At 67.9% G+C, this 26,370-nt stretch carries 27 protein-coding genes; 12 read left to right on the forward strand and 15 right to left on the reverse strand.

What is annotated here, in order from left to right; genetic code table 11:
• Positions 1-25: 25 nt before the first annotated feature.
• Positions 26-1,387 carry an NAD(P)/FAD-dependent oxidoreductase gene (locus I7X12_RS19625; protein WP_198061692.1) on the forward strand — a complete coding sequence of 454 codons (1,362 nt, stop codon included), beginning with the start codon at positions 26-28 and terminating at the stop codon, positions 1,385-1,387.
• A gap of 28 nt (positions 1,388-1,415) precedes the next feature.
• Here the strand turns inward: I7X12_RS19625 and I7X12_RS19630 are convergent, their stop codons facing one another.
• Positions 1,416-1,772 carry a hypothetical protein gene (locus I7X12_RS19630; protein WP_198061693.1) on the reverse strand — a complete coding sequence of 119 codons (357 nt, stop codon included), beginning with the start codon at positions 1,770-1,772 and terminating at the stop codon, positions 1,416-1,418.
• Between the two features lie 128 nt (positions 1,773-1,900).
• Between I7X12_RS19630 and I7X12_RS19635 the strand changes: the two genes are divergently transcribed.
• Both I7X12_RS19635 and I7X12_RS19640 read left to right on the forward strand, forming a co-directional pair.
• Positions 1,901-2,164, forward strand: a complete 264-nt coding sequence (locus I7X12_RS19635) for an AbrB/MazE/SpoVT family DNA-binding domain-containing protein (RefSeq protein ID WP_198061694.1) — start codon at positions 1,901-1,903, stop codon at positions 2,162-2,164.
• Positions 2,161-2,577 (forward strand): type II toxin-antitoxin system VapC family toxin, encoded by a 417-nt coding sequence (locus tag I7X12_RS19640; protein ID WP_198061695.1) that lies wholly within the window; start codon positions 2,161-2,163, stop codon positions 2,575-2,577. The genes I7X12_RS19635 and I7X12_RS19640 overlap by 4 nt, the downstream gene beginning before the upstream one ends.
• A 21-nt stretch (positions 2,578-2,598) precedes the next feature.
• Here I7X12_RS19640 and I7X12_RS19645 read toward each other — a convergent pair whose 3' ends face one another.
• Entirely contained in the window at positions 2,599-3,381 is a 783-nt protein-coding gene (locus I7X12_RS19645; protein WP_198061696.1) for a fumarylacetoacetate hydrolase family protein, read from the reverse strand.
• Positions 3,382-3,498: 117 nt separating this feature from the next.
• Here I7X12_RS19645 and I7X12_RS19650 point away from each other — a divergent pair, with 117 nt between their 5' ends.
• Together I7X12_RS19650 and I7X12_RS19655 are read left to right on the forward strand one after the other, a co-directional pair.
• Positions 3,499-4,329, forward strand: a complete 831-nt coding sequence (locus I7X12_RS19650; protein WP_198061697.1) for a prephenate dehydrogenase/arogenate dehydrogenase family protein — start codon at positions 3,499-3,501, stop codon at positions 4,327-4,329.
• Positions 4,326-5,825, forward strand: coding sequence for a small ribosomal subunit Rsm22 family protein (locus I7X12_RS19655; protein WP_198061698.1), 1,500 nt, complete (start codon positions 4,326-4,328; stop codon positions 5,823-5,825). The genes I7X12_RS19650 and I7X12_RS19655 overlap by 4 nt, the downstream gene beginning before the upstream one ends.
• Positions 5,826-5,937: 112 nt before the next feature.
• On the opposite strand, the gene I7X12_RS19660 is transcribed toward I7X12_RS19655, so the two are convergent.
• On the reverse strand, positions 5,938-8,685 hold the full coding sequence (locus tag I7X12_RS19660) for a S8 family serine peptidase (protein WP_198061699.1): 2,748 nt from the start codon (positions 8,683-8,685) through the stop codon (positions 5,938-5,940).
• 279 nt (positions 8,686-8,964) lie between these two features.
• Between I7X12_RS19660 and surE the strand changes: the two genes are divergently transcribed.
• The 3 genes from surE (at position 8,965) to I7X12_RS19675 (ending at position 11,458) form a co-directional block, all read left to right on the forward strand.
• Complete coding sequence (gene surE / locus I7X12_RS19665; RefSeq protein ID WP_198061700.1) at positions 8,965-9,756, forward strand: 5'/3'-nucleotidase SurE; 792 nt, start codon at positions 8,965-8,967, stop codon at positions 9,754-9,756.
• 114 nt (positions 9,757-9,870) lie between these two features.
• Positions 9,871-10,698: an aminoglycoside N(3)-acetyltransferase gene (locus I7X12_RS19670; RefSeq protein ID WP_198061701.1), complete on the forward strand. Its 828-nt coding sequence runs from the start codon at positions 9,871-9,873 to the stop codon at positions 10,696-10,698.
• Positions 10,699-10,777: 79 nt separating this feature from the next.
• Entirely contained in the window at positions 10,778-11,458 is a 681-nt protein-coding gene (locus I7X12_RS19675) for a carbonic anhydrase (protein WP_198061702.1), read from the forward strand.
• A gap of 169 nt (positions 11,459-11,627) precedes the next feature.
• Here I7X12_RS19675 and I7X12_RS19680 read toward each other — a convergent pair whose 3' ends face one another.
• Positions 11,628-12,296: an SdpI family protein gene (locus I7X12_RS19680; RefSeq protein WP_198061703.1), complete on the reverse strand. Its 669-nt coding sequence runs from the start codon at positions 12,294-12,296 to the stop codon at positions 11,628-11,630.
• 393 nt (positions 12,297-12,689) lie between these two features.
• Between I7X12_RS19680 and I7X12_RS19685 the strand changes: the two genes are divergently transcribed.
• Positions 12,690-13,925: a hypothetical protein gene (locus I7X12_RS19685; RefSeq protein WP_198061704.1), complete on the forward strand. Its 1,236-nt coding sequence runs from the start codon at positions 12,690-12,692 to the stop codon at positions 13,923-13,925.
• Between the two features lie 12 nt (positions 13,926-13,937).
• Here the strand turns inward: I7X12_RS19685 and I7X12_RS19690 are convergent, their stop codons facing one another.
• Both I7X12_RS19690 and I7X12_RS19695 read right to left on the reverse strand, forming a co-directional pair.
• Positions 13,938-14,243: a chorismate mutase gene (locus I7X12_RS19690; protein WP_232342937.1), complete on the reverse strand. Its 306-nt coding sequence runs from the start codon at positions 14,241-14,243 to the stop codon at positions 13,938-13,940.
• The gene (locus I7X12_RS19695) at positions 14,240-15,094 is read right to left on the reverse strand and encodes a shikimate kinase (protein ID WP_198061705.1); all 855 of its coding nucleotides are present in this window, start codon (positions 15,092-15,094) and stop codon (positions 14,240-14,242) included. The genes I7X12_RS19690 and I7X12_RS19695 overlap by 4 nt, the downstream gene beginning before the upstream one ends.
• A gap of 188 nt (positions 15,095-15,282) precedes the next feature.
• Between I7X12_RS19695 and I7X12_RS19700 the strand changes: the two genes are divergently transcribed.
• On the forward strand, positions 15,283-15,711 hold the full coding sequence (locus tag I7X12_RS19700; RefSeq protein ID WP_198061706.1) for a DUF5796 family protein: 429 nt from the start codon (positions 15,283-15,285) through the stop codon (positions 15,709-15,711).
• A 39-nt stretch (positions 15,712-15,750) separates the two neighbouring features.
• On the opposite strand, the gene I7X12_RS20755 is transcribed toward I7X12_RS19700, so the two are convergent.
• Positions 15,751-15,885, reverse strand: a complete 135-nt coding sequence (locus tag I7X12_RS20755) for a DUF7128 family protein (RefSeq protein WP_269750336.1) — start codon at positions 15,883-15,885, stop codon at positions 15,751-15,753.
• A 384-nt stretch (positions 15,886-16,269) separates the two neighbouring features.
• Between I7X12_RS20755 and I7X12_RS19705 the strand changes: the two genes are divergently transcribed.
• Positions 16,270-18,471 carry an AAA family ATPase gene (locus I7X12_RS19705; RefSeq protein WP_198061707.1) on the forward strand — a complete coding sequence of 734 codons (2,202 nt, stop codon included), beginning with the start codon at positions 16,270-16,272 and terminating at the stop codon, positions 18,469-18,471.
• Positions 18,472-18,522: 51 nt separating this feature from the next.
• Here I7X12_RS19705 and I7X12_RS19710 read toward each other — a convergent pair whose 3' ends face one another.
• A complete protein-coding gene (locus tag I7X12_RS19710) occupies positions 18,523-19,329 on the reverse strand; it encodes a HalX domain-containing protein (RefSeq protein ID WP_198061708.1) in 807 nt (268 codons plus the stop codon).
• Positions 19,330-19,446: 117 nt separating this feature from the next.
• Here I7X12_RS19710 and I7X12_RS19715 point away from each other — a divergent pair, with 117 nt between their 5' ends.
• Positions 19,447-20,979: an aldehyde dehydrogenase family protein gene (locus I7X12_RS19715; RefSeq protein ID WP_198061709.1), complete on the forward strand. Its 1,533-nt coding sequence runs from the start codon at positions 19,447-19,449 to the stop codon at positions 20,977-20,979.
• Between the two features lie 62 nt (positions 20,980-21,041).
• Here I7X12_RS19715 and I7X12_RS19720 read toward each other — a convergent pair whose 3' ends face one another.
• From I7X12_RS19720 to I7X12_RS19750, 7 genes are all read right to left on the reverse strand, one after another.
• Positions 21,042-21,764 (reverse strand): TIGR00266 family protein, encoded by a 723-nt coding sequence (locus I7X12_RS19720; RefSeq protein WP_198061710.1) that lies wholly within the window; start codon positions 21,762-21,764, stop codon positions 21,042-21,044.
• Positions 21,765-22,147: 383 nt separating this feature from the next.
• On the reverse strand, positions 22,148-23,254 hold the full coding sequence (locus I7X12_RS19725; protein ID WP_198061711.1) for a DUF4349 domain-containing protein: 1,107 nt from the start codon (positions 23,252-23,254) through the stop codon (positions 22,148-22,150).
• A 59-nt stretch (positions 23,255-23,313) separates the two neighbouring features.
• Positions 23,314-24,123 carry a nitrilase-related carbon-nitrogen hydrolase gene (locus I7X12_RS19730; RefSeq protein ID WP_198061712.1) on the reverse strand — a complete coding sequence of 270 codons (810 nt, stop codon included), beginning with the start codon at positions 24,121-24,123 and terminating at the stop codon, positions 23,314-23,316.
• Positions 24,120-24,548: a CoxG family protein gene (locus I7X12_RS19735; RefSeq protein ID WP_198061713.1), complete on the reverse strand. Its 429-nt coding sequence runs from the start codon at positions 24,546-24,548 to the stop codon at positions 24,120-24,122. Before I7X12_RS19735 ends, I7X12_RS19730 begins: the two co-directional genes overlap by 4 nt.
• A gap of 36 nt (positions 24,549-24,584) precedes the next feature.
• Positions 24,585-24,809: a DUF7123 family protein gene (locus tag I7X12_RS19740; protein WP_179908609.1), complete on the reverse strand. Its 225-nt coding sequence runs from the start codon at positions 24,807-24,809 to the stop codon at positions 24,585-24,587.
• Between the two features lie 36 nt (positions 24,810-24,845).
• On the reverse strand, positions 24,846-25,043 hold the full coding sequence (locus I7X12_RS19745; RefSeq protein ID WP_198061714.1) for a DUF7525 family protein: 198 nt from the start codon (positions 25,041-25,043) through the stop codon (positions 24,846-24,848).
• Between the two features lie 129 nt (positions 25,044-25,172).
• Positions 25,173-26,225, reverse strand: coding sequence for a phosphate uptake regulator PhoU (locus I7X12_RS19750; RefSeq protein WP_198061715.1), 1,053 nt, complete (start codon positions 26,223-26,225; stop codon positions 25,173-25,175).
• Between the last annotated feature and the right edge of the window lie 145 nt (positions 26,226-26,370).

The following is a 26,370-nucleotide window of genomic DNA, read 5'->3' on the forward strand; positions in this document are numbered from 1 at the left end:
ACTCCGGCGAGGCACGAGTAGGCCTATGAACCGCGCAGACGTCGCGATCGTGGGCGGCGGTCCGGCCGGCACCGCGGCGGCGTGGGCGGCCGCCGACGAGGGGGCCGACGCCGTCGTCGTCGAGAAGGGTGTCCCACGAGCGGATCGGGACCGGCTCGGCCCCGACTCGACCGACGCCGCCGGGATGCTCGACTACTGGCTGGAGATCATGGACGTCCCGGCCGAGGAGCTCCCCGACGACGTGATACTGAGCGTCCTCGACGGCGCCGAGTTCATCGGCCCCTCCGAGTCGGTGACGCTCGAATCGACCGGCATCGAGTCCTCCTACGACCACTTCGGGTTCGCCTTCCACCGCGCGAAGTTCGACGACTGGCTGCGTGACCGCGCCGAGGAAGCGGGCGGCCGATACGAGGTCGGCACGAGCGTCAAGTCCGTCGAGACCGACCTCTCGGGCGACCCGCGCCACACGCTCGAACTCGCCGACGGCGAGACGATCGGCGCCGACTACCTGATCCTCGCCGACGGGCCCCAGCGGACGGTCACGACCGGCGTCCTCGACGGGTTCCTGCCCGGCAGCCGGAGCGTCTCCGAGTACCTCTCGCCGGACCGGGCGAACCACATCGCCTACCAGGAACACCGGCGCATCCCCGAGGAGCTGTTCGACCCCGCCCACATCAAGTTCTGGTGGGGCGTCATCCCGGGCCACACCGCCTACCCGTGGATCTTCCCGAACGACGACAACGTCGCCCGCGTCGGCCTGACGATGCCGATCGGGATGGATCTCGCCGACGTGGCCAACCCCGAGTCGTACGCGCTGCTGGAGCCCGACGACGAGCAAATTCCGGCCGGGGCGACGTACCTCGAACGACTGCTCGAACGCGAGTACCCGGGCTACGACATCGAGGACTTCCCGCTGGTCGAAGACCGGGGCAAGCGCGGCGGGACCGAGGCGTATCCGATCTCCTCGACGCGACCCATCGACTCGCCGACGAGCGCCGGAATCGCCGTCGTCGGCGGTGCGATGGGCACCACCTCGGCGTTCCACGAGGGCGGCGACCACGTGGCCGTCCGCACGGGCAAGATCGCCGGCGAACTCGCGGCTAACGACCGCCTGCTCGCCTACAACGGCCGCTGGAAGAAAGCCATCGGCGACGAGATACTGCGGAACGTCACCTTCGCGGAGGTCGTCCGCGGCTGGGAACCCGCCGACTGGGACCGCATCTTCGCCGCGACGCGCGCGATGAAACATCGCGGCGGCTACGACTGGGGTGGCGCGCTGAAGTCGGGTACGACGGCGCTGAAGCTCGTCGCCGACTATCGGTGGACGAAACGGGGCTTCGGCGACGGGAAGTACGTCCAGTTGCGACAGGACGAGTACGAAGTGTAGGCTCGCGACTGGTCGCTTTCGACCGGCTTCAGCAGGGCACGACGCTGTCCCCGCTCACCCGCGTCTCGTTTTCGGCGGTGACGTGGTAGACGGCCTCCGAAGCGCCGTCTTCCTCGGTACTGTTCGTCCCGTAGAAGTAGGGCTGGCTCACCTCGACGTAGACTCCACCGTCGGTTCGGTCGACGACCGAACTCTCCGCCTCGACGACCGGACTGGAGACCCCCCAGCTCTCGACGCAGGTGGCGTTCTCGAACCCGTTCGAGAGGTGTGCCGCTTCGGCGTCGAGCGCGCGCCCCTCCGGATTCTGTACGGACTGACATCCCGACACGGCTGCGAGGAGGACGACGAGAGCGACGGCAGCACCGACTCGTTTCGTGTCTGCCATACGATCGGTCTGAAAGCCGCGAAGCAAGTGCTTTCCGGGCGGATCGCTGCCGTTGTCGTCTGTCGAAGCAGTGCGCGAATAGTAAGGCCAATATTCAAAAGTAAGGAGAGCGTAGTTTTGGTAAGACGATGGCCACTAGGGAAGACGCGACGATCACCAGCAAGGGACAGGTCACGATCCCGAAGGAGATCCGGGAGCGGCTCGACCTCGACGAGGGGACGAAGGTGGAGTTCGTGCTCGACGATGACGGGAGGGTGACCATCCGACCGAAGGAGTCGGCGATGGAACGGCTCCGAGGCGTGCGGCGGACGCTCTCGAAACACGACGTCGACCTCGACGAGATGCGCCGGGACTCCGAGCGGGCGTGGAGTTCCCACACCGAGGACTCGTGATCTTCCTCGACTCCTGGGTGTGGCTGGAGTTCGTGTTCGACGGCGACAGCGTCGACGAAGCCGAGTCAGTCATCGAGCGGGCCAACTCGCCCGACGTGGGGGGACTCGTCGCACCGACGGTCGTCTCGGAGGTCTCCTATCGCGTTCGCCGAGTCGAAGACGAGGAGACGGCCGAGGAGACGATCCGCGCGATCCGCGACTTCGAACACGTCGAGAGCATGCCCGTCGTCGACGACATCGGGGAGTACGCGGCAGAACTTCGGTTCGAGTACTACGAGCCAGGCGAGCGGGAGCTGTCCTACGCCGACGCGATACACCTCGCGACCGCGATCGTCCACGGGGGCTGTGACACGCTGTACACCGGTGACCCGGACTTCGAAGGGATCGAAGAGATCGAGACGGTCGTCCTGTGATCGCCGACCGATTTTGGCTGCTCACTCGCCGTCCGGGAACTCCACCGTGTGCCGCAGCGTCCCCACGTCGTCGATCTCGATCTCCACCTCGTCGCCGTCGGCGAGCGGACCGACGCCCTCGGGGGTGCCGGTGGCGATCACGTCGCCCGGTTCGAGGGTCATGTAGGTCGTGATCTCCTCGATGAGCTCCGGGATGGAGAAGATCATCTTCTCGATCGATTCGGACTGGCGGACCTCGCCGTTGACCCGGGCCTCGACGGTGGCGTCATCGGCGAGGTGCTCCGGCGTGGCGATGACCGGTCCCATCGGGGCGGCGCCGTCGAAAGCCTTGCCGCGGACCCAGTTCTGCTCGCGGTCCTGGTCGTCGCGGTTCGAGAGGTCGTTGAACGGGGTGTAGCCGGCGATCACGTCGTCGGCGGTGGCGGCGTCGACGTTGCGACAGCGCTCGCCGATGACGACGCCGAGTTCCGCCTCGTGTTCGATCCGCTCCTTGCCGGCGGGGAGCGTGACGGTGCTGTTGTGGGTGGCGACGGTGTTGGGCGTCTTGAGAAAGAGCAGCGGGCGGTCGGGGATCTCCTCGTCGCGCTCGTCGGCGTGGTCGGCGTAGTTGCGGCCGACGCAGACGATCTTGGTCGGTTCGCAGGGAGCGAGTACGTCTACCTCGTCGGGGTCGAACGTCTCGTCGCCGAAGGCGATGCGTCCGTACGGGCCCGCCGCGGCGGTGACCACCTCCTCCCCGTCCCTGACGGTCCACCGACCGCCGCGGACGTTGCCGGCAGAATCGCGAAAGCGGACGCGTCTCATGGCCGGATTATCTGCGGGCGGACTGATAAGCGTTTTCAGAGCGGGGCATGTTGACACGCCACGGGAGAGAGTCGACTGACCGAACGGCTTTTGAAACGGGCCACAGTAGCCCGGTCCATGAACCTGCTCGTGGTCGGCGCCGGCGAGATGGGGCGGTGGTTCGCCCGGACGGTCACCGCCGGGGCCCCCGACCCGCCGCCGGTCGCGTTCACCGACACCGACCCGAGCGCTGCGCGCGAGGCCGCTGCCGCGTGCGACGCCGCCGTCGACGACGCCCCTGACGCCCGCGTCGTCCCGACCGACACCGACGAGCGCTTCGACGTCGTCTGTTTCGCGGTGCCGATCCCCGCAGTCGGGACGGTCGTCCCGGCGTACGCCGACCGGGCGGACCGGGCGCTGGTCGACGTGTCCGGCGTGATGGCCCCCGCGCTCGACGCGATGGGAGCCGCCGGTCCGGACCTCGAACGGGTGAGCTTCCACCCGCTGTTCGCGGCCGCCAACGCGCCGGGCAACGTCGCCGTCGTCGCGGACGCCCCCGGCCCCGTGACCGACGAGATCCGCGCGGCGCTGGCCGACGCCGGCAACGACACCTTCGAGACGACCGCCCGGGAACACGACCGAGCGATGGAGACCGTCCAGGCCCGCGCTCACGCGGCCGTGCTGGCGTTCGGCATCGCCGCCGAACCGGTCGCCGACGAGTTCGGGACGCCCGTCTCGGAAGCGCTGTTCGACACCCTGGCGACCGTCACCGGCAACGACCCGAGCGTCTACGCCGACATTCAGACCACCTTCGACGGCGCCGAGAGCGTCGCCGAGGCCGCTCGCCGAATCGCCGACGCCGACCGCGACGCCTTCGAGTCGCTGTACCGCGAGGCGGACACAGCGCTCGCGCCGACCGCCGACGGGGACGGAAACGAGAGCGGTGACGCGGACGGAGAGCGTCCATGAACGCCGACCAGCGCGAACAGGTTCGCTCGAACGCGAAGTACCTCCGGCGAGTGCGTCCGATCGACCCCGACGAGATATACGAGTACGTCGACGGCCAGCCCCACCCGGCCGCGGTCGCGCAGGTGCTACGCGAGTCGGCCGTCGACCTGGGCCTCCTCGAGCGCGACGACGGCACTTTCGAACCCGTCGAGGCGGGGGCGCTGTCGGTCTCGTTCCACGGCGTCGACGCGTTCCCCGTCGAGTACGGACGCGTACTGGAGGACCGACTCGTCGCCGAGTACGGCCCCGGCTGGCCGGACGGCGACTCGGGCGACCGCCTGCGCGAGCGGATCCGCTCGTTCAAGGCCGACTACTTCGAACAGCGCGCCGTCGCGTACGACGCGGAGACGGCACTGGCGTACGGCCTCTACCACCTCCCCGACTACTACGCCGTCGCGCAGTACGCCCTGGCCGACCTCGCGGGCGAGGGCCTGCTCCCCACGCACCTGCGCGTCCTCGACGTGGGCGCCGGCGTCGGCGGCCCGGCTCTGGGTCTGCACGACCTCGTCCCCGAGGACGCGCTCGTGGACTACCACGCAGTCGAGCCCAGCGCCGCCGGCGACGTACTCGAAGCGCTGCTCGGCGAGACCGGACGGAACTTCCATCACGCGGTCCACCGCGAGACCGCAGAGGCGTTCGACCCCGGCGCCCTCGCGTCGGAGTTCGGCGACGACAGCGATAGCGAGGGCGAGCACGATGACACCGACGACGGCGACGCCGGCTTCGACCTGATCCTGTTCTCGAACGTCCTGAGCGAACTCGACGACCCCGAGTCGGTAGTCGAGCGATACGCCGAGGCGCTGGCGGAGGACGGGACCATCGTCGGCCTCGCGCCCGCGGACCGCAACACGGCGACCGGTCTCCGCGAGGTCGAGCGGTCGGTCGCCGACCGCGGGCCACTGACGATATACGGTCCCGACGTTCGACTCTGGCCCGGCGAGACGCCCGCGGACGACTGCTGGTCGTTCGAGGTGAAACCCGATATCGAGGTGCCCGTCTTCCAGCGCCGCCTCGACGACGGCGAGCCCGGTGAGTCGAGGCTCGACGGCCCCGAGCGACGCGACGGCGAGTTCGAGAACACCGACGTGCAGTACGCCTACACCTACCTCCGTCGGGACGGCAGTCGGCGCGTCGACTTCACGCCCGACGACTCCCGCGTCGCCAGGCTCGCCAAAAGCGAGGACCTGGTGACCGAGCGGGCCAACGTCTACCTCGCGAAACTCAGCCGCGACCTCTCCGACGACGGCCACCCCCTCTTTCGCGTCGGCGACGGCTCCCAGCAGGTCGACCACTTCGCCGTTCTCACCGACGAGTCGATGCTCAACAGCGATCTCCTGACCGCCGAGTACGGCGACGTGCTGTCGATCGAGAACGCGCTCGTCCTCTGGAACGACGACGAAGGCGCCGTTAACCTCGTGATCGACGGCGAGACCGTCGTCGACCGGGTCCCCGTCTGAGACCCGTTCGGAGAGTACGACTGGCACAGCGGTGTCGTTCATACCCTCACGGAACTGGAATTCGAGCAACGCCCAGGCGCGACAGCGTCGCAGTGGCGGCGATTCGTGTGGGTCAGCTCGCAGCGTATGCCGTTGCGACCTTACTGAGTCCGTTGATCGTGAGGTCTCCGTTCGCATAGTCCGTCGCGGCATCGGCGAGTTCGCCGATGCCGATCGCCCAGTCCCCGTTGCTGTCGTACTCGGCCGCCAAGCTACCTCGTTCGTAGGCAGCATCGTTCGGGATCGACACCGGTTCGACGGTTACCTCCGTGGTATTATGCCCGTTCACGGTCACGGTGTGCGGTCCGGCCTCGTCGAACGCCGTTGACGCGGTGACGGTCGTCGAGTCGCCGGTGCCGAGCGCGACAGTAGTGTTAGAGACTATCGAGTCGTCCGCGTACACCGTGATCGCAGTTGTCTCCGAGACGGTCCCGGTGTTTTCGGCGGTCGCCGTTATCTCCAGGGTCTCGTTGACGGCGACAGTGTCGTTCGCGACGGTATAACTCACGGAGATACCGGCCGTCTCCCGGGGAGAATCGACGACCGCCACGTCGCTCGTGCTGGTCACGGATTCACCGTCCACCGTGATCGGATCTCCGTACGCACTCTCGGGGGCGGTCTCGTGGAGTTGCAACCGTAGCGTGACGTTCTCGGAGAACGCGTCGAGTCCGTCGTCCTGCGCTGCGGTGGCGTTGAGATCGAGCGGGATATTCTGTGAGTAGCCAGTCAGTGGGACCGAAGAACCGACTGGTTGGCCAACGGTGTCGTCGGAAGCGACCAGGTGCGCCACGACCACGTACTCCCCTGCCGTCCCATCTCTCAGCGTGTAGTTCGCGAACTCCACGGACACCGTTTCGGAGCCCGTCCGAACACTCTGATTGTCGAAATCCACCGCCGCTGCGCGCTGCGATGGGGAGATAGCCACGGTGGCCGTGGCGGGCTCGAAATCTGCCGTCGGTGGATCGTTCGCCGCCGCAGCGGTGAGCGTGTGATTCGCTGGGGCGGTCGCGGCGAGCACGATACGACCGTCCTCACCGGTCACGAAGCGGTCGTCGTCGGTCCTGAGGGTCGCGTTCACGGCCTCGCCCGTATCCGCGCGTGTGACGGTGACCGAGAGCCGGTCGCCGACGATGACTGCCGACCGGTTCGTCGTGACGGTAAGCGGGACCGACGGATCGAGCCGTTCGGCAGCGGCGACGACGCTCACTTTCCCACCGCCGGTATACACGTCGGTTCCAGATCGGTCGACGTCCTGTGCTGCCGAAATAAGTGCGTCCTCGATCTGGCCAGCGGACGCGGACTCGTTGATCGAACGCAGCAGTGCGGCCGCACCCCCGATGTGTGGAGCTGCCGCGGAGGTGCCTCGAAACGCCCTGTCGTAAGCCCGTGTCGATACCTTCGATGGGCCGAGGATGTCGACCCCTCGTCGACCGTCGGCTGTGGGCCCTGCCGCGCTGTACGCCGCCATGCGACCGGTATCGACGTGGTACGAGCCGACAGCCGTCACCCCTCGGGCAACCGCTGGTGCGACGATACTCCCCTGGCGAACGACGTGCTCGAACGGACGGGTTACGTCCGACCCGATGACCTCCACGGTATGTGGCGATTCGGACCCGGAGATCGCGAAGTGATAGCGCCCGTCGTGTGGGAGCATCGCAGACAGTACCTCGACCGGTCGGTCCGGTGACCCGGGCAATCGATACGACTTCGCGACAACTTGATTGGATGCGTCGAGCAGATACAGCGTATAGTCCGTGGTCGCGCTGGCACGCTCACTCCACTTGAGATAGAGGGTCACCGATCGTCCGGCAGAATACACTCGCCCGTCGCCGAGGGTGTTCACCTCGTCGTCCCCGTCGAAGTTGTGCCAGGAGTCCCCGTCGGGGCTGGAAAACGACCCCTGCCAGTGGCTATCGCCGGAGTTTCCCGCCGAATTCGCCCAGAATATCCCTTCGGCCGCAGCCTCCGTCGCGGTCTGGGAGACGATACCTTCGCCCGTGTCGGCTTGCGTATAGAATCCCGCGGACATCACGACGACGTCGACGTTCTTGCTCTCCATCCACGAGACCGCATTGGCGTAATCGACCTGGGTGTTGAACGCACTCAGATAGAGAGACGCGTTCGGTGCCGTGTCGGCGACGATCTCGGCGACTGCCGTTCCGTGAGACGCACTCGACGCGGTGAGCCCACCGGGGTGAAACGCCTTCGTCGCTGCGACCTGGTCGGCGTACTCCGGAGAATCGGAGCGAACCCCGAGTGTGAGGACACCGACCTTGGAATCTTCGCCCGTCACGTTCAGCTCCTGCAGTGATCCCGCACCCATCGAGCGAACACCCTCGGAGACCTCGGTCCGTGTCGGAGTCACGACCGGTCGGACGGAGACGACCCAGCTCACGTTCTCGATCGAACGAAGCGCCGGCCGCGTCGCGTTCACCTCGATGTACTGGTCGTGCCGCGCGCCGACGTCTGCCTCGAGGCGTCCGAGCTGCGTCGTGTTGATCGCGTCGGGCCGCGTCGCCTCGACGATCACCTGCACGGGCTGCTCGGAGCCCCCCGCCGGCCGGACGCTATCTCCCGGGACACCGGTTCGATGACTCTCGTTGAGGTCCACGACGACCGACCCGTTCGACGGGTGTTCGGCGCCGTGGACTGTCCCAGTCTCGGTGAGTTGCGATTGTGCGATACCGCCTCGGTCGGCTGCCGGCGCGGTATCTACAGACTGCGGCGCTGCCGACAGATCCGGGACTGCCAGCCCGCCAATAGCCCCGACCGCGATACAACAACACACAACCGCCAAGATGGTATTTGATCTAAGTTTCATACGGTCACACCGATCGAAAGCACATAAAAAAGTAACTAAACGATAGTCAGATGACAAGGGGCGTGTTCGGTTCAGACTCGACTGTTCGGTCCCAGTGGCGACGAGTTTTCCGACGCTGGTGTGCTAATTTGTATCGCGTTCTACCCACGGAACGGTCGCTCGGTATAGACTGTCGTTCGGGGCTGTCGCGACAGTCACAGATCCCGGTACCTATCGAGGAGTACGGCTACACCCGCGAGCGGTCGGTGCGCTTTTGCCGGTTCCGTCGACAGGGCTGGTATGGACGAGCCGTCGATCCTCCTGACGAACGACGACGGGATCGAGAGCGCCGGCCTCCGGGCGCTCTACGACACGCTGACCGACGTGGGCGACGTGACGGTCGTCGCCCCGGCCGAAGACCAGAGCGCGGTCGGGCGCTCGCTCTCACACGAGGTGACAGTTCACGACCACGAGCTCGGCCACGCCATCGAGGGCACGCCGGCCGACTGCACGGTCGCGGGGCTGGGGTCGCTGGCGCCCGAGACCGATATCGTCGTCGCGGGCTGCAACCAGGGCGCGAACCTCGGGGCGTACGTCCTCGGACGGTCGGGGACGGTCTCGGCGGCCGTCGAGGCGACGTTCTTCGACGTGCCCGCGATCGCGGTGTCGATGTACATCCCCGTCCGCGAGGACACGGCGTTCGAGTCGACCCAGGTGGCCCCCGAGAGCTACGCCGAAGCGGCGCGTGCGACGGAGTACCTCGTCGAGCGCACTCGCGAGACCGGCGTGTTCGAGGAGGCGGACTACCTGAACGTCAACGCGCCCGTCGCCGAGTGGGGACCGGCCGAGATGGCCGTCACCGTCCCCTCGGAGGTGTACCAGATGACCGCGACGCGCGAGGAAGACGGCGTCCACCTCCACGACCGCATCTGGGAGCGAATGGCCGACGGCGACATCCCAGACCCCGAGGGAAGCGACCGCCGCGCCGTCGTCGACGGGAAAGTGAGCGTCTCGCCGCTGACCGCGCCCCACACGACCGAACGCCACGACGAACTCGACGCACTCGTCGGGACGTACGACCCGACCGCGTAGTCGCGGGGGTGGGCGCCGTCCCCGGCGGTGTGACCGTCGACGCCGGCCGGATCGTCTGCCACGTCGTGCCACGGCGCCGAAACGCTCAATTGGGCACTTTTCGAAGCCGACTCCATGGGAGAACGGGACGCCGTCGACCGGGTAGACGAACCGGCTACGGTCTCGACACTCGTCGAGGATCTCCGCGACGTGGGCGTAGAGCGGGGTGAAACGCTGCTCGTCCACTCGTCGCTCTCGGCGCTCGGTTGGGTGGCCGGCGACGCCCAGGCCGTCGTCGACGCGCTGCAGGAGGCCGTGACCGACTCGGGCACGCTCGTGATGCCCGCTCACACCGGCCAGTACACCGACCCGTCGGCCTGGTCGAACCCGCCGATCCCCGACGACTGGATCGAGACGATCCGCGCCGAGCGGCCGCCCTTTCGCCCCGAGACCACGCCCACTCGCGGGATGGGGGCGATCGCGGAGTGCTTCCGCGGGTATCCCGCCACCGTCAGGAGTCGCCACCCGACCGTCTCGTTCGCCGCCTGGGGCGCGGAGGCCGAAGCCGTCGTCGCCGACCACGCCTACGACGAGGGGCTCGGCGAGGAGTCGCCGCTGGCCGCAGTCTACGACCGCGGCGGGAAGGTGTTACTGCTCGGCACCGGCCACGATACCAACACCTCGATCCACCTCGCCGAGTACCGCGCGGAGTTCCCGAAGTCGCGTACGACCGACGACGCTCCGGTGCTGGTCGACGACCGACGGGTCCGCGTGGAGTACGGCGACATCGAGACCGACACGTCCGACTTCGCAGCTCTGGGGGCCGACTTCGAGGACGACCGTCCGTGGGCCGTCGACCGCGCGAGCGTCGGCGCGGCCGAGGCGCGACTGATCGACCAGCCGGCGCTGGTCGACTTCGCAGTCGAGTGGTTCGAATCCAACCGGTGCGTCGCCTCCGAGTGACCGGCCGGTTCGCTGGCCGAGAACCCCGACACTCCGGACGGGCGACACACTCAATTGGCGGGCGGGTGTCGACTCGAACATGAACACGACGGTCGTCGAGCTGCTCGAGGGGAACGCGCGCCACGCGAGGGCGTTCGCGGACCGCTTCGACGACGTGCAAGACGCACAGCGCCCCGACGCCGTCACCGTCTGTTGCTCCGACTCGCGCGTGCTGCAAGACGAGATGTGGGGCAACGACGAGCCCGGCCGCGTGTTCACCGCGGGTAACATCGGCAACCGCGTGGTCCAGCGGACCGACGAGGGCGAGGCCGTCTCGGGCGACGTGCTCTACCCTCTCGCTCACACCGGTACCGACACGGCGGTCGTCGTCGGCCACACCGGCTGTGGCGCCGTCACGGCCACCTACGGGAAGCTGACCGACGGCCTCTCGGAACCGGCTGGGATCGACCACTGTCTCGACCTGCTGGCCCCCTCTATCGAGCCCGGTCTGGCGGCGCTGCCCGACGGCCTCGACGACGAAGCGGCCGTCAACCACCTCGTCGAGTACAACGTCGACCGCCAGGTCGCGTTCCTCCTTGAGAGCGACGAGGTACCCGACGGCGTCGACGTGGTCGGCGGCGTCTACGACTTTCAGGACGTCTACGATGGCGGCCGCGGCGAAGTACACGTGATCAACGTCGACGGCGAGCGACGTGTCGACGCGCTGCGGGACGCCCACCCGGAAGTGGACGGCCGGATCGACCGGCTCTGGGAGTACTGACCGCCGAGACGGTCGCACGGCCCGTTCAGTGGGCCAGCGGTGTCGACTCGTGGCTGCGAAGGGGGAGTTCGTCGGCGACGGTCAGACCCCGAGTCCCCGGGGTGGACGTACGGAACTTCGGTTCTCGGGCACGGGCCGACTGGACTCACTGCGAAGCGTCCGCGAACCCTCAGGCGCCTGGCGGCGCCGCGTCTCCGGCGTCGTCGAGCCGTTCGTAGAGATAGTACGAGTAGGCGACCGTGACGGCGGCGGTCGTCAGCGCCGGTACGAGGAGGAAGTAGACGGCGTAGTCGCCGAAGGCGAGCCCGACGAGCGAGACGACCGCGGTCAGCTTGAACAGGCGTCCGCCCAGCGCGTGCGTGCGCTGCCACACCGTCTCGCTACTGAGCGTCCAGGGCGTGCGGATACCGACGAACCAGTTCTGCTCGGCGTGGGTCAGGAGGATGCCGATGTAGTAGAAGAGGCCGGCCACGGCGGCGAGGATCAGCAGCGTGAAGTCGAACTCGTAGCCGAGGTTGAACGCGACCACGCCCCCGTGGACGAGAGTCATGAACGCCGCGAACAGCACGACGAACCAGTCGTAGGACGCGCGGAAGTCGGCGACGTTCTCCCCGAGCGGGTCGAGCCTGGGGAGGACCGCGAACAACGCGACGAAGACGGCTGAAAGCGCCGGCAGCAGCGCTAGTGCCGTCGTCTTCGCCATCGTCCCGTCCGGCTCCCCGGCCGCGTTCCAGTGAGTGACCAGCGTGTCCGGGAGTGACGGCGCGGCGAGGACACTCGCGAGCGCCGAGACCGCGACGAGCGCGGCCGCGACTCCGAAGCGTTGGGTCGTGTTCATACACGTTGATACGTCCTCACCCCTCAAGAATTGATGGGCCGGCGGACTACGGGTCCGAGACGGTCTCGGCGACTCCCGACCGGTTCGACTCCTTCGGGTAGCGGAGCGGTACCGTTCCCCCCTCGTCGGTTTCCCAGCGGGGATCCCACCCCCAGAACCATAAGTAAGCTTATGCTTATTCCCCTCCTCTAGAGCGCACTCATGAGTTCACGGAGACCCACCGGTACCCCGCGTGGCTTGCCATCTGTTCCCGTTAGTCGTCGTCGCCTCCTCGCGGTCGGCGGTGTCCTCGCGGCCGGGTCGATGGCTGGGTGTCTGGATCGGGTAGCGTCGGCGGTGACGAACACGGGGGCGTCGCCTGCGGCGGCGTTCGCGGGGACACAGGGGGCGAGTATGGGCGAGTTCGTCGTCGGTGAGCCACACGTGAGTCGGCTGACTCCGACGGTGTCGGGTGGACGACTCGGAGACGTAGCGTTGGAGGGGTGGCTCACGTCGTCGCCGGTCATGGCGCAGAATCACAATTCGTCGCGGAGCAACAGACACAGTCTGCGGGGAGACGGTGATGCTGATGCGGATGGTGTGGGCGACGCTGACGAGGATGACGACCTCGTCGCGTATCTGGGCGGCGAAGCGATGGTCGCTGAGCGGTTCACGGTCTGTCTGCCTGATGCTGACGTTCCGGGTGAGAACGGGCGTCTCCGTGAGGAGGTGACGCCGGAGCGACTCGTCGCCTATCTGACGGGCGGTGATGGTGACGACCTGCTCTCGAGGGCCGACTCGAAGTCGCGTGACGTGGGGGGTGGTGGTGATTGTGACGACGACGACCCCACCGGGTACCCGAGTGCGGTGTGCGGGACGACGCCCCACTTCGTTGCGGAGGTGTCCGAGCCGACGGCGACGGGCGGGGGTCTGGAGATCGTTCGGACGGACGACGGGTCGGTGGTACTGTATTCGGGCGACAGGGCGACGGAGGGGACAGAGATGCAGATAGAGATGCTGATGACGCTTTCCGCGGACCCGATCGTCGCTGGACCCGACGGTGACGGGTCTGACACGAGCTGTTCGGCCGACGGCGACCCGTGTGGGCCGGGCGTCTGGGCACGGACGACGGCGTCCGGTTCGTCGACCGGTGTGTCGGTGTCTCAGGTGACGGTGCAGCCGCCGCGGTGTCCCCGTCCGTTCCCGGCGTTGTTCTACGTCCAGCGGTGTGAGAGCGACGACCAGCTCGTGTACACGGGTGGGTGGGTCGTCGACGACGCTGCGCTGTACGAGCATTCGGCGACGGTGTTGTCGCTGGCCGGTCCGACGGACGTCGTTCCCGTTGGGAGTGGCGACTTGGATGGGGACGGGCTCGATGACGTGGTGAAGCGGGCAGCGTCTGGTGAGCGTGCGGGTCGGGGTGCGCGGCTGGATCGGGGGACGGTCGAGGAGTTGGTCGGGACGGGGGTGCTTTCGAAATCCGCAGGGGAAGACATCGGTATTCGGAAGCGGCCGGGGGAGAGGACGTACGATATCGAGTTACTGCACGTGTCGCCGGACGCACCGGTGGTTCACCTGACGAGTGCGAGCCGGGCGTCGCAGGACGTGAAGTTCAAAGCGGGCGCGGAGCTGTCGAAGGCCGTCAACTGAACGACTCCCGCCTCAGCGACTCTCCCGTTGCTCCACCTTGTTCAGCTCGATGAGCAGGCGGAAGATGGCTTTGACGAGGTTCGAGTCGACGTCGAACTGCTCGGCGTTCTCGCCGGCCCGATCCATGACGGCCTGCTCCTGTTCCTCGTCGGTGGTCGGGAGGCCCTGTTCGTCTTTGACTCGAGCGATCGTGTCGGCGACGTAGGTCCGCTGGGCGATCTGTTCGACGATCTCGCGGTCGATCGCCCGGATCTCGTCGCGCAGTTCGTCGAGGCTCATCTCCTCCGCGTACTGTGTCGTGGGTTCGTCTTGGCTCATTGGATGCGTGTCCCTTCCGTCTGTGTCGTCGTCAGCCAGGTGCGTCCCTCGCGGTCGCTCCAGCGGTCGCGCAGCGCTTCCAGCTCCTCACGGTCGCCGACGGCGGTGAAACTGGGTCCGGTCCCCGACAGCGAGACCCCGTGGACGACCGGCATCGCCTCGACGACCGGATCCGTCGGAAAGTCGAGCGCGGCGCAGAAGGCCAACCCGTTGACCGTCATCGCGCGACCGAACTCGCCCTCGAGAGCCAGATCGGCCACCAGGTCGGCCATCGGGGTGACCCGCCGGCAACTCTCGACGTCGGCGTCCGCGGAGAACGAGCGCTCCGGCGGCGTCCACACGAGGACTGCCCAGTCGCGCTCCTCGCGGGCGAGCAGTTCGTCCTCGGCGTTGTCGGTGACGGTGACGCCGCCGAGCATGCTCGCGCTCGCGTCGTCGAACGCGCCCGTCACCGTGACGCCCGCGTCGCGAGCGGCTTGCACGCCGATGCGGCAGGCGTCCTCGCGGTCGATCTCGTCGGCGGCGTCCAGCGCGTCCAGGGTCGCCAGCACGGTCGCGTTGGCGGCCGCGCTGGAACTCTTCAGCCCCGACGCCATCGGGACCTCGCTCTCGGTTCGGACCGCTCCGCCCTCGCCCGCCCCGAAGCGGTCGGTGACCGCGGCGACACAACGCTCGATCAGCTCCGTGTCGGCGTCCGCGGCCTCGGCGACATGGCCGGTCACCTCGTCGGCGCCGGGGTCGAGTTCGACCGTCGCGGTGGTGTACTCGTCGATAGCGAAGGCCGACCCCTTGCCGTTCGCGAGGGCGTTCAGCACCGTCCCCGCCGCGGGGGCGACTGCCTGTCCTTCCATCGTCTCCCTGTCTTCCCGGGCGGTATTTACCTCTGTGGGATTCCTGTGAGCGAAGCGAACGGGAAGTCGGCGAGGGACCGAGCGGGCGCGAGTGTACTCGCCGGAAATCCGGCAAGCGCAGCGACGGGCCCGCATCGTCCCGGTCCGCGAACGCGACGTTTTTGGGGCGCTGGCGGGAATCCCCGTGCATGAGCGCGCGCAACGACGTGCCGCCGGACACGCTGGGGGTCGAACTCACCGAGGACGGGATCGCCGTCGAGTACGTCGACGGCCGGGAGGTCTTCTACCGCGGCGTCCCGACGGCCGTCGAGGACAGCGTCCGCGCCGCCCCCGGCAAGGACGTCCACGTCCTGGTCACCGACGCCTCGGAGACCCAGGGCATCATGCTGTACGTCAACGACCTGAACACCCACGACGACATCCTGGAGACCACCGGCGTGGGGCGCGTGATGGTCGACGACGGCGACGAGGAGCCGCTGTTCCAGGGCGTCCGGGCGCGCTCGGAGGCCCACCGCGTCGAAGTCGAAGCCGACCTGTCGGTCGTCGACGGCCGAGTGTTCGTCTTCGTCGAGGACGAAATGGGCGAGCAGAGTTTCGAAATCGTCGAGAACGCGTAACGTCCCCCGTTTTTCGGTCCCCTGTGCGGTCTGACCGGCTTACTGGATGTACGACGGCTCTTCGGCGTCGCAGTTGTTCTCGTGCTGGTGCGCGTCTGACTGGTCGTCGAACAGCAACCCGCAGTCCTCGCACTTGTACCAGGTCATTTCGTCGCGCTCGGTAGTCACGACCATGGTAATCGTTGCGTCGGCGGAGGGTAAAGGCGTTTCTCCGAGTCCCATCTTTTTCCCGCTCGGGTATCCTCGCTCACTGCGTTCGCTGCGGGTACCACTCGCGGCAAAAACATGGGTGAAAAAGGCCGCCTTCGCCGTCTTCGACGGCTCCGGCGGAGAACCACCTTCGCTCGCTAGCGCTCGCTCGGTGGATGCTTCTGTGGTTTACCCGTCACCTCTACTGAGCATTCGCGCGAGCGAAGTGAGCGCGATTCACGCGGCCGAACGGAGTGAGGCCGCGCCTTTTTCGCCCACGTTTCTGGCTCGGGGGTCGCGCCGTGCGCGACCCCCGAGCGAAAAAGGTGGTGGGGAACGCATTAAGACGGTCGGCCCGATAGCGAGGGTATGGGAAGCGGCGACGCCATCGAAGTCTCCGTCGAAGGAGCGAACAAGCGCGACGCCGGCCGCGGCATCGCGCGGGTCCCGGAGCGAGTCCGTGCCGAACTGGGCGTGTTGAGCGGCGACCCGCTCGTCATCCAAGGCGAGCGGGCGACCGTCGCGAAGGCCTGGCCCGAGAGCGGTGACGGCGCGTACATCCGTATCGACGCCGACACGCGCGCCAACGCCGGCGTGAACATCGGCGACACCGTCACCGTCGAACAGACTTCCGTCCGCGAGGCCGACAGCCTGACCGTCCGGCTGGCGCAGACGGTCGGGCTCGACGAAGCCCAGCAGGAGTCGGCGGTCCGGCGCGCACTGCTGGACCGCCCGCTCCGCGAGGGCGAACAGGTCCACATCGACGGCGTGGGCGCCTTCGCCGTTTCCGGGACCGACCCCGCCGGTGCGGTTCGGGTCACCGACGAAACCGACATCACCGTCCTGCCGCCGATCGACGGGACGCCGACCGGGAGTGCGGCCGGCGGATCCGTCGCCGGGACCGGCGACGTGGGATCCGCGGGCGGGACCGGCGCGGCGAGCGGGTCGGCCGGTGCCGGGACGGCAACGGGCGGCGCGACAGCGGAGTCGACGCCCGACGAATCGGCCTCGCGCACGGGCGTCTCCTACGAGGACATCGGCGGGCTGGACGACGAACTCGACCAGGTGCGGGAGATGATCGAACTCCCGCTATCGAACCCCGATCTGTTCACTCGTCTGGGTATCTCGCCGCCGCGAGGCGTGTTGCTACACGGTCCGCCCGGGACGGGGAAGACGCTCATCGCCCGCGCGGTGGCCAACGAGGTCGACGCCTACTTCGACGTGATCTCCGGGCCGGAGGTCGTCTCGAAGTACAAAGGCGAGAGCGAGGAGCGACTGCGCGAGGCGTTCGACGACGCCGAGGCGAACGCGCCGGCGATCATCTTCGTCGACGAGATCGACGCCATCGCTGGCGAGCGCGACGAGGACTCGGACATGGAGAACCGCGTCGTCGCGCAGTTGCTCACCCTGCTCGACGGGCTGGAGGACCGCGGACAGGTCATCGTCATCGGCGCGACGAACAGGGTCGACAGCATCGATCCGGCGCTTCGCCGCGGCGGTCGCTTCGACCGGGAGATCGAGATCGGCGTCCCCGACGAGACCGGTCGCCGGGAGATCCTCGACGTCCACACACGCGGGATGCCGTTGGCGGACGACGTTGACCTGGACCGCGTGGCCGGTCGGACCCACGGGTTCGTCGGTGCGGACCTGCACACGCTGACGACCGAGGCCGCCATGCACGCGTTGCGGCGGACCCGGGACGAACCGGAGGTCACCCGCGAGGACCTCGAAGCGGCGCTGCGAACGGTCGAACCCTCGGCGATGCGCGAGTACGTCGCCGAGTCGCCGACCGTCACCTTCGACGACGTGGGTGGGCTCGCGGAGGCCAAATCGACGCTCGAACAGGCCGTCGAGTGGCCCCTGGAGTACGGTCCGCTGTTCACCGCGACGAACACCGACCCGCCGTCCGGCGTCCTGCTATACGGCCCGCCCGGGACGGGAAAGACCCTCCTCGCGCGGGCGGTAGCGGGTGAGAGCGGCGTGAACTTCATCCGGGTCGCCGGCCCCGAACTCATGGACCGGTACGTCGGCGAGAGCGAGAAGGCCGTCAGGGAGGTCTTCGACCGCGCTCGTCAGACCGCGCCGGCGATCGTCTTCTTCGACGAGATCGACGGCATCGCTGGCGGCCGGATGGACGGCAACGAGGTGACCGAACGCGTCGTCTCCCAGTTGCTCACGGAGATGGACAGCGCCGCCGAGAACCCCAACCTCGTCGTCCTCGCGGCGACGAACCGCCGGGACATGCTCGACGACGCGCTGTTGCGACCCGGCCGGCTCGAACAGCACGTCGAAGTCCCCGATCCCGACGAGACGGGCCGGCGGGCGATCCTCGAAGTCCACACCGAGGGCAAACCCCTGGGCGACGACGTGGATCTGGACGAACTGGCGAGCGAGACCGAGGGACTCTCGGGCGCGCAGATCGAGTCGCTGGTCCGCGCGGCGTCGATGCGGGCCATCAGCGAGGTCGCCGCGGGCGTCGACCCCGAGGAGGCCAACGAGCGGGCCGACGACGTGGTGGTCGGTCGCGACGACTTCGAACACGCGATCGAGCGGGTCGCGCGGGCCGACTGAGCGGCGATCGGACGGCGGCCGACGGCTCCGGCCGCCGGCGGAGCGCTCGCGTCAGCGACGACGGGCGATCCGCTGGTTCGCGGGGTCCGAGCGGTCCTGCAGCGTCCCGCAGTCGGTACACTCCCAGACGAACGCGCCCAGTCGCCGGTAGCCGGCGGGCGAGCCGTCGGGGGTGACGTTCCAGTCGCGCCCGCAGGACCCGCAGCCGTCGGGTCGGTACTTGCCGCTCGTCGGCGGTTCGCACTCGTCGGCGGTACGCTCGTACTCCGGCGGTGCGATGTCGAACAGCACCGACCGCACCTCCTCGGCCGAGAGGCGCTTCTGGAGGGTCTTGATCCCCGCGGCCAGGTCCGCCCGGCGCGACTCCAGGCGACGGTATCGCTCGTCACCCTCCAGTTCGTCCCCGCGGCGTTCGACCTCCCGCGAGGCCAGCCAGGCCGTACACTCGTAATACTCCGTGAGCAGCCGTCCGTAGGAGGCCATCGCGAGCTGTCGGCCGACCACTCGACGGAGCGCCGTCCTGTCGATCGGTTCGCACAGGCAGGCGTCCTCGTCGACGACCGAGTCGCTGACCGGTTCGTGGCGACTCGTCGTGAGGACGACCCGAACGCCGCCGCCCCGGTCGGCCAGCACGTCGGCGATGGCCGAGCGCTTGGCTTCGGACAGCTCGTAGCGCACGAGCGCGACGGCCGTGGTCGGATCGACGAACCGCCGACCCTCGTCGACGGACCGCGCGGTCTCGACCCGTCGAACACTACGACCGTCCGACCGGCCCCGTCGTTCGCCCGTCCCGCGTCGGTCTCTACGTCCGCCTCCACCTGACTCGGCGCTCCTGATGCGGTTGCCATCCTGTGTCACTCGTCCGTATCGCATTTTATAACGAACTATAATTAATATTTCGCGGACTATCGACCGTGATAACGGACCGGGCCGACGCGGGGGAGGTTTTTGCCAGTCGCGGTCGAACTGGGCAGCATGAGTCGGGATCAATCGGAGCCTTTCGAGCACTACGTCGACGGGGAGTGGACGACCGGATCGAGCGGGGAGACCTTCGAGAGCGCGAATCCGGCGACGGGGGAGACGCTGGGGGAGTTCCACCGGGCGACCCCGGCGGACGTAGAGCGGGCGGTCACCGCCGCCGAAGAGGCCTTCGAGGAGTGGCGCGGGCTGTCGTACATCGACCGCGCCGAGGTACTCTGGGAGGTGTACCACGAACTCCGCGACCGCACCGACGAACTCGGCGAGATCGTTACCCGGGAGTGCGGCAAGGAGATCAGCGAGGGCCGGGCAGACGTAGTCGAGGCCGCCCACATGGTCGAGTGGGCCGCCGGCAACGCCCGCCACCCCCACGGCGACGTGGTTCCCTCCGAGATCGCCGCCAAGGACGCTTACATGCGCCGCAAACCGAAGGGCGTCGTCGGCTGTATCACCCCCTGGAACTTCCCGGTCGCCATCCCCTTCTGGCACGTGGCCGTCGCGCTCGTCGAGGGCAACACCGTCGTCTGGAAGCCCGCCGAGCAGACCCCCTACTGCGGCCAGATCATCTCGGAGATGATGATCGACGCGGGCGTCCCGCCGGGCGTGTTCAACGTCGTCCAGGGCTTCGGCGACGCCGGCAACGCCATCGTCGAAGACGAGCGCGTCTCGACGGTCCTCTTCACGGGCTCGGCCGAAGTCGGCCACAAGATCGACGAGAAACTCGGTGGCGTCGCCGGCCGCGACGCCGCCCTGGAGATGGGCGGCAAGAACGCCATCGTCGTCACGGAGGCGGCCGACCTCGACATCGCCATCCACTCGGCGGTGATGTCCTCGTTCAAGACCACGGGCCAGCGCTGCGTCTCCAGCGAGCGACTCATCGTCCACACCGACGTGTACGACGAGTTCAAAGAGCGGTTCGTCGACCTGGCCGAAGACGTGGCCGTGGGCGACCCGCTTGAGGAGGACACCTTCATGGGCCCGGTCGTCGACGAGAGCCAGGTCGAGAAGTTCGGCAAGTACAACGACCTCGCTCGCGAGGAGGGCGCGACCGTCCTCGTCGACCGCGAGGAACTGGACCCGGCGGAGATCCCCGAGGGCCACGAAGGCGGCCACTGGGTCGGCCCGTTCGTCTACGAGGTCGACTACGACCCGGATCTCCGGTGTATCCACGAGGAGGTCTTCGGTCCCCACGTCGCCCTGATCGAGTACGACGGCGACGTCGAACGGGCCGTCGAGATCCACAACGATACCGAGTACGGTCTCGCCGGGGCCGTCATCTCGGAGGACTACCGCCAGCTCAACTACTACCGCGACCGCGCCGAGGTCGGCCTCGCCTACGGCAACCTCCCCTCCATCGGCGCCGAGGTGCAACTGCCGTTCGGCGGCGTGAAGAAATCGGGCAAGGGCGCCCCCAGCGCCCGCGAGGTAATCGAGGCCGTCACCGAGCGCACCGCCTGGACGCTCAACAACTCGAAGGAGATCGAGATGGCACAGGGGCTCTCGGCGGACATCTCGACCGACGAGGACTGACCGCGAGGCCTCGGCACGCGCTAGCGGCCCCGAGGTCCGGACGAGTCGGCGACCGCGCGTTCTCAGATGTCGCCGCCGGCGTCGACGTCGACGCCGCCGCCGGAGTTGCCGGAGGGGAGGCGCCCGGCGAGGTCGCTGACGAACTCGCCGTAGTTGCGGGTCTGCAACAGCACCGTCCCGGGGCCGGTAAAGCGCATGACCAGCCCCTCGTCGCTGAACAGCGTCTCCTTCATCCCACCGATCCGCTCGGTGTTGTACTCCATCGCCGCGTCCCAGGCGACGACGTGTCCCGAGTCGACGGTGAACACCTCGCCGGCGTCGACTTCGTGCTCCTGGATCCCGCCGAAACTCGACAGGAAGAGCGGTCCGGTCCCGGAGGCCTTCAGCAGGAAGAGTCCCTCGCCGCCGAACAGCGTGTCGAGACTGCCCACGTCGGTGTCGAGTTCGACGCCAGAGCCGGCGGCCTCGTAGGCCCCCGACTGGACGTAGACGCTGTCGCCGTCGAGGTCCCGGACGGTCATGTCTCCGGGCGTCGTCGCCGCGATCTGGACGACGCCGTCGCCGCCCTCGGCGGTGAACCGGTTCCGGAACAGCGACTCGTCGCCGAGCACGGAGTCTTTGACCGACTCCAGGAACCCTTCGTCGGAGTCGCCGATCCCCGTCTCCATCCGGATCGTCTCCGTGTGCGAGACCATCGCGCCGGCCTCTGCAGTGAGTTCTTCGCCCGGGGACAGCTCGACCGAAGCGACCGCGTACGACGGCCGGTTCTCGAGTTCGTACTCCATGGTCGTCCCAGAAGCATTCGGACGGCGGATAAATATCTTGTCCCCCGGTCGACATCAGCGGACCAACCACCGGTTGGGAGCGGACGATACCGCCGGATAGAGTACTCGGACGGGTCGAACGGAGCGTCGAAAGGTGAGAGGCGGGCCGTGGACGAGGAGGCGAGCCGCGGCGGCCTGTCCGGACAGGTGCCGCGGCGTGAGGTCGACGTGGGCCTGGTCGAGCGCGGTTGGATTGCCGGGTGCGACGTGAAAAGCGTCTTGCCGGCACCTCCTTGTTGCGTTTCCTCCGATATAAATCTCGTGTCTGAACGCACGGCGGAACCGCGTTCTCGTGTGACAGTGTGGCCCATCGGGGAGCGATCCACGGCCGCGCCCGGACTCGATCACTCGTCTTCGGGGTCCGTCTGCTCGCCGTCGCCGGCCTCCGACCGCTCGGCCGAGTCGTCAGAACCGTCCTCGTCGTCCGACTCGAACTCGGTTCGGAGGCCATCGGCCGTATCGGCGCGTTCGCCCGACGAGGGCCGCGAACTCGATCGGCTCCCGACGAACGGTAGGCGTCGCGCGACCCCGAGGCGGCGGCCGCCACCGACGACCAGCAGCGCGGGCACGCCGAGGCCGACGATCCACGGGACCGCGGCGACGCCGGCGACGAAGACGGTCCGGGCGAACGTGACGAAGCCACCGACCGAGGAGGCGAACACGGCGGCGGGCGACTGCTCGTGCAGCGGCGTCGGCTCCTCCGGCGCGACCGCGTCGGGCTCGGGCTCACGCAACTCGACCCGAACCGTCGAGAATGACACCCTGTCGCGAAGGGAGCGCTGCTGGGCTTCGAGCCGTTCGATCTCGCCCTGAACCGAGGAGAGCTGTTCGCCCACGTCGAGCAGGGCTTCGGTCGTATTGGCCGAGTCGTACAGCGAACGCAGTCGGTCGCGCTGGGCTCGGAGGTTCTCCAGCCGGGCCGTCAGATCCACGAGCTGGTCGGTCACGTCCTTCGTGTTCGAGTCGGCCGATAGCACCGTCCCCTCGCGCTGGGCGCCCTCGTACAGCGCCGTGAAGTTCGTCGACGGGACTCGCACCTCGACGTATCCCGTTCGCCAGGTCTCGTTCTCTCGGTGGTGAAGCTGGACGCTCGACCCGGAGACGTATCCGCCGAGGTCCGCCGCCCGACTCCGTACTGCCCGCTCGCCGACGGAGTAGTTCTCGACCTCGACGGCGACCTCCCCGGTCTTGATCAGCGCCCGATCCACTTGGGCCGCCGCGCTCGATCGTCCGTCGCCGCCGTCGTCGCTCGCGCCGAACTCGGCGTCCGCCACGTCGCCACCGCCGCTTGCGCCGTCACCGCCGCCACTGCTCCCGTCTCCCCCACCACCGTCGCCGCCGTTCGCTTGGAGGTCCGCACCTTCGCGGTTCGCCGAATCGCCCGATCCCATGCTCGCACAGCCCGACAGGGCCACCAGCACGACCACGAGAACCGCCGCTTTTCGTCCCATACACCTCGGGTCTGACCGTATCGGTAAAGGGGTGCCGTGGCTTCAAATACGCGCTTGAGCTATCGACGGCGGTCTTCGAGCGCGGGGAACTCCGACCGGACCTCGGCGACGCGGTCGGCGTCGACGTCGGCGGTCACGACGGCGGCCTCGTCGCCCGCGCCGGCGAGGGTCGTGCCCCAGGGGTCGTAGACTGCGGAGCGGCCCAGCAGGTCGGCGTCCTCGAAGCTCCCGACGCCGTTGACGGCGCCCACGTACAGGAGGTTCTCGACGGCGCGCGCCTGCGGGAACAGCCGCCAGTGCTCGACGCGCGGATACGGCCACGCGCTCGGGACGAGAACCATCGTCGCCCCCGCGTCGACGAGGTCCCGATACAGCGAGGGGAACCGCAGGTCGTAGCAAGTCGTGATACCGACGGTGTGGTCGTCGAACTCGACGGTCGGTACCGCCTCGCCGGCCGTCAGTAGCTCCTGTTCCGCCGAGTCGTACCCGAACAGGTGACGTTTGCGGTACACCGCCCGACGCTCGCCCGCTCGGTCGAGGAAGACGGCGGCGTTGGCCAGCCCCTCCTCGGTCGGTGTCTCGACGCCCTCGGCCCGCGAGGCTTCGAGGTCCTCCACGATGGTGCCCGCGAGGATTCCCACGTCGTGCTCGCGCGCACACTCTGCGAGCGCGGAGACGGTCGGACCGGCGACGCTCTCGGCGTCGCGAGCGTAGCTCTCGAACGCGAAGTACCCGACGTTGAAGATTTCGGGGAGCGCGACGAGATCCGCGCCGTCGGCGGCGGCCTCGGCGAGCGCCGCCCGCGCGCGGTCGAGGTTGCCCGCCACGTCGCCCCCTTCGATCCGGAGCTGTGCGAGCGCGAGCCTCACACTTCGACACCGAGGTCCTCGGCGAGCGCCGCCTCCAGGTTCTCCATCTCGTCGTCGAGGTTGCGCTTGAAGAAGCGTTCGACGCCGGGGAGCGAGCCGTCGACGACGAAGCGGTTGGTGAGCCGCGTCCCCCCGTCGGTCTCGGTCAACTCGTGTTCGCCGATCACTTTCATCACCTTCGAGCGACCGACGAACCGGACGTACTCCGGCGCCCGGCGCTCCTCGTCTTCGGTCTCGACGCCGATGGTCCGGTTCACGACCGGGATCGGGAGGTCGAGTCGCCAGGTCGCGCTGCCGTCGTCGTGGACGGTGTAGTCGGAGACGACGCTGATGGCGCCGGCTCGTTTCCCCGGATCGGCGATGAACTCCCAGACGCGCTCGCGGCCGACCGGTAGCTCGAACGACCGCTCCACCCGAACAGTCATGACGGTGCTTCGGACCGCGTCCCCTAAAAGAGCCCGTTAGCTGAGCGTGACACGCCAGGTCGTCGAGCGCGCGCGACCCCACTTCTCGATGTCGACGTCGTCTGACTCCTCGTCGAGTTTGGGCAGGCGCGCGCCGACCTGCTTCGATGAGAGCCCGATCTGCTCGGCGATGTTCTTCGCTCTGAAGTAACTCTGCCCGCGCGAAACGCTGTCGCGTAGATAATCCAGAATTTCCCTGTCCTCCTCGCCGAGTTCGCTCATACCCTCGACTAGGGCGCGAGCGCCCTTAAGAATTCCTTACGCGTTCGCGCCGTCGTAGAGGTGGATCGCGGCGACCGCGCAGATCCCACCGACGATCGCCAGGGCGAAGCTCCAGCCCGCGACGATCTGATTGCTGTAGGCGACCAACATTCCGACCGCGCCCGCCACCGCGAGCACGCCGAACGCCAGTCCCAGCCCGATACCCATGTCCGAGCCCGCGGTTGCCTCGCTCATGTCCTCTCGTTCCGTGACTCACCACTTAATTCATTCGAGGTCCGAGCAACGGCGAGTCGGTAGTGCCGGGGCGCCTGCGAGCACGCCAGAGCCGGGACGACGCCCGGAGTTGGCGTCGCGACCGCCGACTCAGTCCTGCGTCGAGTCGGACTGGATAGTCGTGTGTTCGGACTCCTCGCTGAGCGCGAGGTTCGTCGCGATCTCGGCGTTACGGACGGCATACTGAGCGGTCTGCTGGAGGCTCACGAGCACCTCGCGGACCCGCAGGACGTCGTCGTTGGACATCTCGTCGAGGTCGTCCAGGATCTCGGCCTCGCGGTCGCCGATCTCGGCGAACATCTCGCGGACCTCGATGGCGATGTCGTAGTCGCGCTCGACGGCCGCCTCGACCGCGAGTTCGGTGATCTCGTTGACCTGGTCGGTGAACTCGCGGATGCGACGCATCGTCGAGGAGTCGACGTTCAGCGAGTGGCCCTCGGTCTCCAGGGCGATCTCGGCGATGTCTTCGGCGTTGTCCGCGGTCAGTTCGAGGTTCTTCGCGATCGAACGGTAGCCGATGAGCGGGAACCCGTCGTTCAGCCCCACCGCCCGCGCGAGGTTGGGGTTCTGGTAGGAAGTGAATATCAGGCGCAGCAGCAGGACGAAGATCTTGTTGGCCTGCCGTTCCCGGTTCAGGGCCCGCTGGGCGAGGTCGGGGTTGCCGTGGGCGAGCGCCTTGATCGCCTCGTTTCGCATCGTCGAGCCCGTGCTCTCCAGTCGTTCGAGGAGGTTGTCGAGCGTGAAGTCCTCCGGGTCGACAGAGCAACGAATGGCGATCCGCTCGGGGGTCTCCTCGACGACGCCAAGTCCCATCAGCTGGGTCTCGGCGTTGTAGACGGCGTTGATGTGGGAACTCTCCAGGGTCCCGCTCTCGCCGGCGTCGACGTGGATGATGCGCCGCCCGAGGACGTACTGCGAGAGGATCGCCCGTTCGAGCGCGTCTGCGTTGAGGTCCTCGGCGTGGATGACCGCCTCGGACTCCTCGCCCTGGACGGACTCGGGCATCACCGTCAGCGTCCCCTTGCCGCCCATCCGCAGCGATACCTCGTCACCCTTCTCGACGTTGTGCTCCTTGGCCCACTTCGCAGGGAGGGTCATCGCCAGCGTCGACGGACCCAACCGCTGGACTTTCCGCGTTTCCATACCCTTTCTTATTCTCAATCGACCTTAAACGTATTCATACACCGTATAATTCTCTGTCAAATAATATTACGCATAGTGGACGATCGTCCGAAAATCGCAACGACCGATCTGAACGGTTACCATACTAGGAATCTGGGGAGGGTCA

The sequence above is a fragment of the Halosimplex litoreum genome, assembly GCF_016065055.1.
GTDB lineage: Archaea > Halobacteriota > Halobacteria > Halobacteriales > Haloarculaceae > Halosimplex > Halosimplex litoreum.